10 protein-coding genes are annotated in these 11323 nt (G+C 65.2%); 7 read left to right on the top strand and 3 right to left on the bottom strand.

The genetic code is table 11. The features are described from left to right. Positions 1–8: 8 nt before the first annotated feature. Positions 9–203: a helix-turn-helix domain-containing protein gene (locus tag DEI82_RS16665; protein WP_111036470.1), complete on the bottom strand. Its 195-nt coding sequence runs from the start codon at positions 201–203 to the stop codon at positions 9–11. A 387-nt stretch (positions 204–590) separates the two neighbouring features. Between DEI82_RS16665 and DEI82_RS08285 the strand changes: the two genes are divergently transcribed. Genes DEI82_RS08285 through DEI82_RS08270 form a run of 3 tightly spaced genes read left to right on the top strand, consistent with a single transcriptional unit; the run spans position 591 to position 4746 of the window. After that, positions 591–2510: an ATP-dependent endonuclease gene (locus tag DEI82_RS08285; RefSeq protein ID WP_111036469.1), complete on the top strand. Its 1920-nt coding sequence runs from the start codon at positions 591–593 to the stop codon at positions 2508–2510. After that, on the top strand, positions 2507–4279 hold the full coding sequence (locus DEI82_RS15970) for an ATP-dependent helicase (protein ID WP_146242864.1): 1773 nt from the start codon (positions 2507–2509) through the stop codon (positions 4277–4279). Before DEI82_RS08285 ends, DEI82_RS15970 begins: the two co-directional genes overlap by 4 nt. A gap of 50 nt (positions 4280–4329) precedes the next feature. Next, positions 4330–4746, top strand: coding sequence for a hypothetical protein (locus tag DEI82_RS08270; RefSeq protein ID WP_111036468.1), 417 nt, complete (start codon positions 4330–4332; stop codon positions 4744–4746). Positions 4747–4754: 8 nt separating this feature from the next. On the opposite strand, the gene DEI82_RS16660 is transcribed toward DEI82_RS08270, so the two are convergent. Then, on the bottom strand, positions 4755–4916 hold the full coding sequence (locus DEI82_RS16660) for a helix-turn-helix domain-containing protein (RefSeq protein ID WP_181435149.1): 162 nt from the start codon (positions 4914–4916) through the stop codon (positions 4755–4757). Positions 4917–5154: 238 nt separating this feature from the next. On the opposite strand from DEI82_RS16660, the gene DEI82_RS08260 reads away from it, so the two are divergent. Further along, the gene (locus DEI82_RS08260; RefSeq protein WP_111036541.1) at positions 5155–5961 is read left to right on the top strand and encodes a carbon-nitrogen hydrolase family protein; all 807 of its coding nucleotides are present in this window, start codon (positions 5155–5157) and stop codon (positions 5959–5961) included. On the opposite strand, the gene DEI82_RS08255 is transcribed toward DEI82_RS08260, so the two are convergent. Beyond that, entirely contained in the window at positions 5948–7153 is a 1206-nt protein-coding gene (locus tag DEI82_RS08255) for an aminotransferase class I/II-fold pyridoxal phosphate-dependent enzyme (protein ID WP_111036467.1), read from the bottom strand. The two genes, DEI82_RS08260 and DEI82_RS08255, sit on opposite strands and share 14 nt — an antisense overlap. A gap of 290 nt (positions 7154–7443) precedes the next feature. Here DEI82_RS08255 and DEI82_RS08250 point away from each other — a divergent pair, with 290 nt between their 5' ends. The 3 genes from DEI82_RS08250 (at position 7444) to DEI82_RS08240 (ending at position 11316) form a co-directional block, all read left to right on the top strand. Further along, positions 7444–9201, top strand: a complete 1758-nt coding sequence (locus DEI82_RS08250; RefSeq protein ID WP_258372010.1) for a S1C family serine protease — start codon at positions 7444–7446, stop codon at positions 9199–9201. 176 nt (positions 9202–9377) lie between these two features. Beyond that, the gene (locus DEI82_RS08245) at positions 9378–10421 is read left to right on the top strand and encodes a glycosyltransferase family 2 protein (RefSeq protein WP_111010831.1); all 1044 of its coding nucleotides are present in this window, start codon (positions 9378–9380) and stop codon (positions 10419–10421) included. A 1-nt stretch (position 10422) separates the two neighbouring features. Continuing rightward, positions 10423–11316: a CDP-alcohol phosphatidyltransferase family protein gene (locus DEI82_RS08240; protein WP_111036466.1), complete on the top strand. Its 894-nt coding sequence runs from the start codon at positions 10423–10425 to the stop codon at positions 11314–11316. The last annotated feature ends 7 nt before the right edge of the window (positions 11317–11323 follow it).

Here is an 11323-nt window from a genome sequence, read left to right as displayed (position 1 = left end):
CCCACGGCTCACCGACTCCCATGGCTTCCACGCGGACGGCTTGCGACACCTGAAATCCCCAGCACCCGCAGCACGGTCGTCTTCGCAACGCCAACCCGCTCCGCGACCGCCCGGGTGCTCAAGCCTGACTCGTACAGCGCCACGATCTCGTCCTGTTGCTTGCGGGTCACTCGAGACCTGGTGGGGCGGAGGAAATCATCCATGCGACCGGAAGCCCCAGGGCGATCGACAAGGGTGTTGGTCGGCGCGTGAGCCAGGGCAACCAAGATATTTTATATCTACCTTAAATTTCAGAGGTAGCCATCATCAACAGAGACGGTTCCGGTACATGGAGCCGTCTTTTCGTTTCCGGTCGCTCAAAAGTCGATCGAACGCCGCTACCTCCTTGGAAGGGTGTTGGCACGAGTGACGGAAGCAGTCACCGGTACACTTATTTTGCGACATAGCCCACCTCTGTTGGAGTGTACCGATCGTGTTGTAAAGCTTACTCCTTGCGGGTTATTTCTTCGCTAAGGAATCGTCGAAACCGAGTAAACTATGAGTATGATAGTCACCAAGCATGAACAACTGGGGAGGCATTGCTCGCAACTATGAGGCTCACGCAATTGCATTTGAGTAACTTCCGGTCGTGTGCCAACACGTTGGTCACGCTATCCGAGGACCTCACCGTTATTGTTGGCGAGAATGCTTCCGGAAAATCTGCGATAATTGATGCTCTTCGTATCGCAACACCGAGCGCGACCGATATCAAGGGGATCTCATACTCCCCCATTGACGATCCCAATCGTTGGGTGAGCGATGAAGCTTCTGTTGAAATTGAAGCGACGTTTGGCGATTTCACCGACGGGCAAAAAGCCGTATTTCTGACACAGCTTGTCGACGACGACGATCACCTGCGCTACACCGCTCGCCTCGCCCGTGGTTCCGACGTACCGTACTGGGCGACAACACGACACCTGATTGGACGGGAACGGGCCGAGGATGCTGAGCCTACCAATCGTCGGCGGATCGCGCACATCTATCTACCACCCCTTCGTGACGCTGTCCGTGAACTCGATACTGCAAGTGGTGACCGCCTTGCCGAGGTACTGAAGGTCCTTACTGCCGGCGATGCTCAAAAAGAGTTACGGCGAGAATTCATGGACGACGCGAATGATCTTGTCGAGCGAATTGCTGCGCTCGACCTCCCTGGTCAAGCTCAGGACGCAATCGAAAGTCACCTCCGGCTGATTACGCCAACGACTCGCCAACAGGATGTGCGCTTCGGTGGTCGACACCATGAACTGCGCCGACTCGCCGGTTTGCTACGCGTCCGTCTTTCGGATGCTGGAATTGACCCATTTCGGTTGGCATCCTCAGGCCTGGGATACGCGAACCTACTATTCATCGCAACTATCGTTTTGCAGCTTGAGCACGCCAAGGATTATGACTTGACGGTTCTTCTAGTCGAAGAGCCAGAGGCGCACCTGCATCCCCAGCTACAATCCGTGCTGCTTGCGTATTTGCAGACGCAGGCGCAATCAAGCCGAAAAGCGACCGATGACCGATCTCTCGAACCTGAGGGCCGCGTACAGGTTATCGTGACCACGCATTCGCCACATCTCGCCAGTTCCGTGAGTGTAGAAGATGTGGTTGTTATATCCCGTGAGTTCGACGGAGAGCAACAAGAAACCATCGCGGAGGATCTACTAACCGATGCAGAGGTAGAGGCCGAGGAGTCGGTAGAAGAAACGCTTGATCGGACTGATGTCGGAGGTATGCAGTGGTCTACTGAAGCAACGGCTATATCGGGCCTTGGATTGAGTGACGCGGACACGAGAAAGATTGACCGGTACCTCAATGCGACAAGGGGAGCCCTTTTGTTTGCCCGCCACGTTGTTCTGGTCGAAGGAATTGCAGAGTCAATCTTAATTCCAGCGCTGGCGAAGCACGTATACAAGGATAATGCATCGGCGCTACGCCATCTCGCCTCAGTGAGTTTCATTGCGGTGGATGGAGTCGATTTCCTTCCATACCTCAAGCTGCTTCTCGAGGGTACGACGACAAGGGTTGACTTCGTCTGCGTGATCACGGATGGCGATCCTGACAAGGATGGACTGCTGCAGGGCGAGGCGCGAAAGCACGCATACGAGGCTAAATTCGTAGAAGCGATTGATGGCGGCCGCCTGAAGGTCTTTCACGGACAGACGACCCTCGAAGCCGACCTATTCGCGGTGGAGTCGAACGAAGCCCTTCTCAAGTCGAGCTATGTGAAGATGCATCCGAGGAGTGAGGCAAAGTGGGACGACCTTTTCTCCGCGATAGCGCCAAGTGCCCGTGCCGCACGTTTTGCTGAAGAAATTCAGAAGAAGACGGGCGGCCTTGATCTAGGTAAGGGTGACTTCGCTCAGCTTGTGGCGGAGGGGCTGCAGGCAGGCGATGACCTAGTCGCACCGCCCTATATTGGTGAGGCGCTCGCGGCGCTTGTGGCTTTGGCTGCGTCAGCCTCCGACTCGGCGAACCTGTCATGACAGACGATCTTGACCTCTCGGAGGAACAGCTGCGTGCCCTCGACTCGAACGTTCGATTGGTCGAAGCGTGCCCAGGAGCAGGCAAAACGAGGGTCATCGTCGCGCGCTACCGAGCGTCGATTGCATCAGGTGGCAAGTCAGTTGCGCTTCTATCCTTCACAAACGCTGCCATCGATGAGGTCACCCGTCGATCCGGTAGCTACGATGGAAGGACAGCGGTACCTAACTTTGTAGGAACCTTCGACGCCTTCCTGCATCGCTACGTGGTAACGCCCTGGTTTCGTCGAACTTTTCGGAAGACGCCGTCCTATCTTGACTCATGGAACGAGCTTTCGGGCGACATATCGGTAGTGAAGGCTCCTGGCGTGCATGGATCGGGAGTGCCACTAGGTAGCTTTGTCCCAAATGCGCAGGGCGAGTACGTTTTCCTCGAGGCTACAGCGGCGAATGCTCGAACTTACATTGCTCAACTCGCGAAACACGGTACGACGCCAAACGATCTCATTAGTACCGCGCGTGCCAAGATCTCGGGTTTGAATCGAGCTGGAACGTTCGATTGTGACGGTGCTCGTTACAAGGCGCTACAGATTCTGTGCGATCCAACCCAGAAGTGGCTACAAAACCGTATTGCCGATCGCTTCAAGGAAGTGCTTGTTGACGAGTTTCAAGATTGCTCTGAAGTAGAACATGCCATTCTTGACCGACTCGTTGAGCTAAAAGTTAAGGTTGTCGTGGTTGCTGACCCGGATCAGGCGATATACGCATTTCGGCAGGTTACGAGCGTCGACTATGGCGCCTATCGAGACGCCTTACCCCGGGACTCGGTTGTGCGTCTCAAGGATAATCACCGGTCCTCGCCGGCCATCTGTGCTCTCGTAGGTGCGTTACGGCGATCGGGTGATGCGCAGATCAGATCCGTGGGAGATATCCCTGATGCATGGCGAGCACAAAAGATTGTAGTTGCAGTCGGTTCGCCTGAGTTTCAGCGTACTGTGTTTGCGGAACTTGCTACCGGGCTCAATATCGCGGAGCGCGATCGCCAAATCTTATCAGATACCCGAAACGGCGCGCTTGCGTTGTCAGGGGGCCGGAATTATGACGCATCAGGAAATGACGGGACGGGGCGTCTACTGAGTGCACTTGGGTCCTTAATTACTACTAGGACTAGCACGGCGAAAAGGGACACCTTGAGTCGCGCCGCGCACGTCATACTTGGAGCATTCGATTGGCCGGAGAATATGAGTAACGCCGGCATGACAAGAAAGCTTGATGCCCTAGGTCTATCAATGTCATCGGTGTCATGGTTTATGTCAGAGTTGTTGGCCCGCTCGGTCGATTGGACCGATCGCCAAGACGTCGGAAAGTCCATCGTGGCACTACTGAAATCGCAGTTTCAGTCGTCCAGCCCGAAGTTGGTTCGGACACTAGGAAACCGTTTCAGATCGGCTGCTGAAGAGGATTGGCAGAGCTGGAGTCATGCCATCACTCATGCGACGACGCCTATCCCGGCCGCGAAGCACATACATGCCGTCAAGGGTGGTGAGTTCGAAGCTGTTTTATTAGATATCCCGTCTCGCGCCCGTGCTGGCGAAGAGCATGTGCTAGATACCTGGGTTAATGGAAGAAGTAGTGAATCATTGCGTGTGTTCTATGTCGGTGCAAGCCGAGCGCGTGCGCTCCTCGTTCTAGCTGTCGCCGAGAGACAACTTGCCACCCTTGAGCGAGGTTTGAGCGAAGCATCAGTTCCTTATGTAGTTCTAAGTTCTTGAATAGCTCACGCTTGTAATCGTCAATAGTTCGATTCATAATCGCCTGATCGATGCCACGCCTTAGCTCCTCCCAGTACCTCGCCACCCGTCGGTCCCTCTTCGCAGACTGGTTCCTAAAGATCCCCGTCCTCTCGCACCTGCCGTACGCCGAGCAGCTCACCCTCCACGAATTCTTCGCCTTCACGAAGCATCTCAATGACACGGAAGCCCTCGCTCACCGACGAGCTGCCACTGCCGCAGACCCCTCGCTCCCGCACCGTGCTGGCAAGGTCATGAAGCGCTTCGATCGTCTGAGCACGATTGACTGGGAAGCAGAGCGCCGCAAGCAAGCAGCGACCGGACAGAAACCATCAGGGCACAAGGTGATCCACGGCCTGGCTCGTCCTGAGCCAGGTCTCGACCGCATCGCACGTTCAATCGCGGAACGCATCGTGCATGAGATCGAAGAGGAGCAAGACGCTTCCTAGCCTCCGCCTCACTGCCGCCCGTGGTTCCCGCGCGGCCGGATCGTGATGCCTGCAAGCCCGAGCGCCCGCAGGACCGTCGTTTTCCCAAGTCCAACACGTTCCGCTACTGCTCGAGTACTCAAGCCCGACTCGTACAGCGCGACGATCTCGTCCTGCTGCTTGCGCGTCATGCGCGGTCGACCGGGGTGGGGAAGACCGGGGTCGCGACCGGAAGGGTCGGGATGTTCGACAAGGGTGTTGTGCGGCGCGTGAGCGAGGGCAACAAGATGAAGGCCCGGTCCGCCAGGACCGGGCCTTCTGCGTTCGCGCTCCGGTGTTCCCCGTTGCTGCGTTCCCGGTCGAGGGCGGAGCAGACGCCGCGCGTCGGTGGGGTCGCGTGCCTCCCGGCCGGTGTCTACGCTCGTGACCGTGCCCGCCACCCTGACCATCGCCGTCGCCCAGTTCGCGCCGGTCGCCGACGTCGCCGCGAACGTGGCGACCATCGGTGCGGCGGCGGACGCCGCCTCCGCCCGTGGTGCCGACGTCCTCGTCGCACCGGAGTACAGCTCGTTCTTCGAGCCCGAGCTCGGCCGTTCGTACGTCGATGCCGCGGAGCCGCTGGACGGCCCGTTCGTCTCGGGGCTCGCGCGGCACGCGAGGAGGACGGGCCTCACCATCGTCGCGGGCATGAGCGAACGCGGTACGGACGCGGACCGGTTCCGCAACACGGTCGTGGCAGTCGGCGCCGACGGTGACGTCGTGCTCGCCTACCGCAAGGTGCACCTCTACGACGCGTTCGGCGCTCGGGAGTCGGAGTGGATCGAGCCGGGGGATCCGGAGCAGGAGCCCGTGTTCGAGCGCGGCGGCGTACGGATCGGCGTCGAGACGTGTTACGACCTCCGGTTCCCCGAGGTCAGCCGTCGGCTCGCGGTCGCTGGCGCGGACGTCCTGCTCGTGCCGGCGGAGTGGGTCCGGGGGCCGGGCAAGGAGCACCACTGGCGGACACTGCTGACGGCTCGGGCGATCGAGAACACCGTGTACGTGGTCGGTGCCGGGCAGACACCCCCGGTCGGCGTCGGCCACTCGGTGGTGCTCGACCCGTCGGGCGTCGTCGTCGCCGGGCTCGGAGCGGATCCGGGCCTCCTGGCCGCGACGATCGAGACCGCGACCGTGGAACGCGTGCGGGCGGTCAACCCGTCGCTGGCGTTGCGCCGTTACGCGATCACACCGCGGTAGCGCGGAGTGCCGCGAGCCGGCCGGCGGCCTCCTCGAGCACCTCGCGGCGCTTGCAGAAGGCGAAGCGGACGAGGGAGCGGTAGCCGGCCGCGTGGTCGGGTCGGACGAATGCGGTCACGGGCACTCCGACGACCCCGGCGAGGCGCGGGAGGTCCAGGCAGAGCGCGCGGGCGTCCGGAGCGCCGAGGGGGGCCGCGTCCGCGATGACGAAGTACGTGGCGTCCGGCAGCATGACGTCGAAGCCGGCGGCGGTGAGGCCGGCCGCCAGCAGGTCGCGCTTGACGCGCAGGTCGTCGGCCACACCCTGGAACACGGCGTCCGGCAACCGGAGGCCGACCGCCACCGCGGGTTGGAACGGCGCGCCGTTCACGAAGGTGAGGAACTGCTTGACCGCGAGCGCCGCCTCCACGAGCGTGGCCGGGCCGCTCAACCAGCCGATCTTCCACCCGGTGGTGCTGAAGGTCTTGCCGGCGCTCGAGACCGTGACGGTGCGTTCCCAGGCGCCGGGGAGGGTCGCGATCGGGACGTGCGGGACGCCGAACGTGAGGTGCTCGTAGACCTCGTCGGTGAGGATCACCGCGTCGTGCCGCTCGGCGAGTTCCACGATGGTCGCGAGGACCTCGCGCGGCAGGACCCGACCCGTGGGGTTGTGCGGCGTGTTGACGAGGATCACCCGGGTCCGGTCGGTGACCGCGGCGCGGAGTGCGGCCTCGTCGGGCAGGAAGTCCGGTGCGACCAGGGGGACGGTGACGTGCGTCCCGCCCGCGAGGCGGATGAGTGCGCCGTACGCGTCGTAGAACGGCTCGAAGGTGACGACCTCGTCCCCGGTGTCGACGAGGGCGAGCAGGGTGGCCGCGAGCGCCTCGGTCGCCCCGGCCGTCACGAGGACCTCGCGCTCCGGGTCGAGGTCGATGCCGTGGAACCGCCGCTGGTGCTCGGCGATGGCGGCGCGGAGGTCCGGGATGCCGCGGCCCGGCGGGTACTGGTTGACCCCGGCGAGCACGGCGGCGGCCGCGGCCTCGACCACCGCGGCAGGCCCGTCCTGGTCCGGGAACCCCTGGCCCAGGTTGATGGCGCCGGTGGCCGCCGCGAGCGCGCTCATCTCGGCGAACACGGTCGGGGCGGGTCGTCCGTCCGGGGCGAGCAGCATCGCTCCCTCGGCGGCGCGGAGCCAGGGTCCGGTGGTTCGCATGCTGCTCCCGTCTCTGGGCTGGTCGGTCCAACCTAACGGCCGCGGCGCACCCGGCGACGGATGTGTCCGGGCGTGACGACCACGACGTTCAGGTGGTGCTTATGCTCGACCTAGGGTCCTGCCAGGGGTGGCAGGACGACCGTTCAGGTGGGTGGGCGAGACTGCTCTGCGCTGGAAGGGAGCACGCCGAGCATGACCGACACCACCCCGACCGGGAACGACGACCGTCGAGCGGCCGCCACGGAGCGGGGCGCCGACGAGCCGACCGCGATGAGAACTGGAGCACGCCGATGACGGCCGACGACGACGAGGCCCGCACGACCGGGGCCGACACGGGGGACGCGGACCAGCCGCGGTACGGCGAGCGACTGCCGGGGTACGGCTCCGACGGTCGCGCGCAGGACGCGCAGCAGACCGATCGCTTCACGGCCCCCTACCCCCGCGACGCGGGCGGCCAGGGGCAGTACGGCCAGCAGGGGCAGTACGGTCAGGGGCAGTACGGCCAGCAGGGGCAGTACGGCCAGCAGGGCCACGACAGCGGCCAGTACGGTCAGTACGGTCAGTACGGTCAGGGCCACCAGGAGGGCGGCCAGTACGGCCAGCAGTCGCCCTACGGGCAGTCGCACGGCGGCTCGGCGTACGGCGCTCCGTCCGCCGGCGGCCAGGGAGCGACCGACCAGTACGGACACCCGATCGGCTACGGACCGGGTGCGCACCAGACCACCGCTCCGGGTTCCTCGCAGGCGCCGACGAGCGCGTTCGGCGACGTGGACGGCGCCGACCGGCGGAACGGGACGTACTTCGAGGGCGGCGACAGCGGTCAGCCGCGCGACGCCCGACGTCGTGGCGCGTTGCCGCTCATCGGGATGCTCGTCATCGGCGCGGTCATCGGCGGGCTGGGCGGGGCGACCGTGTACGCCGCGGCCGACCACGACGGCGGGACGACCACGACGACCTCGTCGGGCACCACCTCGAACGGGCACCTCACGGTGAACGACTACAACTCCGCGACCGTGGTCACCGCGGTCGCGGCGAAGGCCACGCCCTCGGTCGTCACCATCAACGTGACCGCGGGCGGTGAGGCCGGCACCGGATCCGGAGTCGTGCTCGACAAGGACGGCTACATCGTCACGAACACCCACGTGGTGACGCTCGACGGTGACAGCTCGAAGGGCACGATCCAGGTCACGACCTCGGACGGCAAGATCTACAAGGGCACGCTCGTCGGCACCGACCCCACGGTCGACCTGGCGGTCGTCAAGATCGACGCGAGCGGCCTGACCCCGATGGACTTCGCCAACTCGGAGAAGCTCAACGTCGGCGACACCGCCGTGGCGATCGGCGCGCCGCTCGGGCTGTCGAACACCGTCACCGACGGCATCGTCTCGACCCTGAACCGGAGCATCCAGGTCACGTCGAGCGCGCCGAGCAGCGGTTCCGGTGACTCGAACGACGGCGGCGGCAACAACGGCCAGGGCCCGTACGACTTCTGGGGCAACGGCGACAACGGCAGCGCGTCCACGTCGGACGTCGTGTCGCTGCCCGTGATCCAGACCGACGCGGCGATCAACCCGGGCAACTCGGGTGGCGCGCTGCTCGACTCCAAGGGGCGTCTCATCGGGATCAACGTCGCGATCGCGAGCGCGGGCAGCTCCTCGTCGTCGTCCGACTCCCAGTCCGGCAGCATCGGCGTCGGCTTCGCCATCCCAGCGAACCTTGCCAAGCGCGTCGCGGGTGAGATCATCGACAGCGGTTCCGCCAGCCACGGTCTCCTCGGCGCCACGGTCGGCGACGCGACCGACGACACGAGCGCCACGCAGGTGGGCGCGGTCATCAAGTCGGTGACGAGCGGTGGCGCCGCGGCGTCGGCCGGGCTGCAGAAGGGCGACGTCGTGACGGCGCTCGGTGGCGTCCAGGTCACCGACGGTACCGACCTCACCGCACAGGTGCGGTACCTCGCGGGCGGTGCGAAGACCACGGTCACGTACGTCCGGAACGGGCAGAGCCACACCGCCGACGTCACGCTGGGCACCTACAAGGCCAGCTGACGCCGGGCGGCCGACCGGGAGGCCCGGCCCACCTCGACGAGGTGGGCCGGGCCTCCCGCCATCCCGGCCGGGCGCAGGGGCGCGGTCGACGGCGCTGCTAGGCTCGTGCACGCTCTACGGGGCGGTCCCCGGTGGGCCACGGCTCCGTTCCGCGAGGACCACGAGGTACTGATCGAATGCAGCCAGACGGCCAGCCCCTGCCGGGGGTCTCGTACGTGATGCCGGTCCTCAACGAGGTCACCGAGGTCCGTGCGGCGGTCGGGAGCCTGCTCGACCAGGACTACGACGGACCGATCGAGATCATCCTGGCGCTCGGCCCCTCCATCGACGGCACCAACGAGCTGGTCGAGGAGATGAGCCGCGCCGATCCCCGCATCCGCGCCGTCCCGAACCCGGTCGGCTCCACGCCCGCGGGGCTCAACGTCGCCATCCGGCATTCGGTGCACCCGGTCGTCGTCCGCGTCGACGCCCACTCGGTGCTGCCGCCGGAGTACACGCGGGTCGCGGTCCGCGTGCTGCTCGAGTCCGGCGCCGACAACGTCGGCGGCATCATGCGGGCCGAGGGACGCACCCCGTTCGAGCGCGCGGTCGCGCTCGCGTACGGCAGTCGGGTCGGGCTCGGTGGCACCCCGCACCACGTGGGCGGTCAGGCCGGTCCGGCCGAGACCGCGTACCTCGGCGTGTTCCGACGCGAGCGGCTCGTCGAGGTCGGTCTGTTCGACGAGGGCATCAAGCGCGGCCAGGACTGGGAGCTGAACCGTCGTCTGCGGATGACGGGCGGAACGGTGTGGTTCACCCCCGAACTCGTGGTGACGTACCGGCCCCGGCCGAGCCTGCGTCGCCTCGTGCGGCAGTTCGTGGCGACCGGTCTGTGGCGCGGCGAGCTCGCACGGCGCTTCCCGACGGGCAACGGTCTGCGGTACTTCGTCCCCCCGGTCATGGTCGTGGCGGTGTCCGGCGGTGTCATCGCCGGCATCGTCGGCGTCGTCGGGGCGATCCTCCGGTCGGCCCTCTCCTGGGCGATGCTCGGGTTCGTCGTCCCGGGCGCGTACCTGGCGTTCGTGGTGGTCGGCGCATCGGTCGTCGCACGCCGCAGTGACCCGGTGACGCGGGCGTGGCTCGTCGTCGTGCTGCCGTGCATCCACATCGGGTGGGGGATCGGGTTCGTCCTCGGGTTCCTCGCCCGCACCTCCGAACTCACGACCCACACCGGGAGGTGACATGACCGACGACCAGATCCCCGAGCACGTCCCGGGCGAGTCGGGAGCGGACGACGAGTCGCTGCCCCAGGACCGCCTCTTCGGCGACCACGCCGAGCACGCGTACGACCGGCCGCGGTCCATCGCCGAGCTCCGCGCGGTGACGCAGCCCGACGAGGTCCGCTCACGTGCGAATGCGGAACACTGGACGGCGTCGCTGTACCTGCGCGACGTCTCCCCGTACCTGACCTGGTTCCTGCTGCGCACCCGGATCAGCGCGAACCAGGTGACGGGCGTCATGATCCTCGTCGGCTGGAGCACGGCGGCCGCGTTGCTCGTGCCCGGACTCCTCGGGGCCGCGCTCGCGCTCGTGCTCGGACAGCTCCAGATGCTCGTCGACTGCTCCGACGGTGAGGTCGCCCGGTGGCGGGGGACCCGGTCACCCGCGGGGGTGTTCCTCGACAAGGTCGGCCACTACACGACTGAGGGCCTGATCCCGGCTGCGCTCGGCGTCCGAGCCGCGACCTGGCCCGTGCACGGCGGCGACTACGCGTGGACGACGATCGGGTTCGCACTGGCGCTCGTGATCGTGCTCAACAAGGCGCTCAACGACATGGTGCACGTGGCGCGGGCGAACGCGGGGCTGGATCGACTGGTCGACCGCCGCGACCACACGACCGTGCCGAGCGGCCGTCGCCTCGCGTCCCTCCGCCAGGTCGCGCGGTTCCTGCCGTTCCACCGGCTGTACCACTCCGTCGAGCTCACCATCCTCGCGTTCGTGTTCGCGCTCCTCGGGCTCGTCATGGGGCACCCGCTGGCGGACCGGATCCTCGTCGGGGCGCTCCTGCCGCTGTCGGTCCTGGCGCTCGCCGGGCACTTCCTCGCGATCATCGCCTCGAAGCGGGTGCGGGCGTGACCGGGCC

This window comes from Curtobacterium sp. MCBD17_019, from assembly GCF_003234555.1.
GTDB lineage: Bacteria > Actinomycetota > Actinomycetes > Actinomycetales > Microbacteriaceae > Curtobacterium.
Note: the sequence above shows the minus strand (reverse complement) of the source record. Positions and strands in the feature narration are given on the sequence as shown.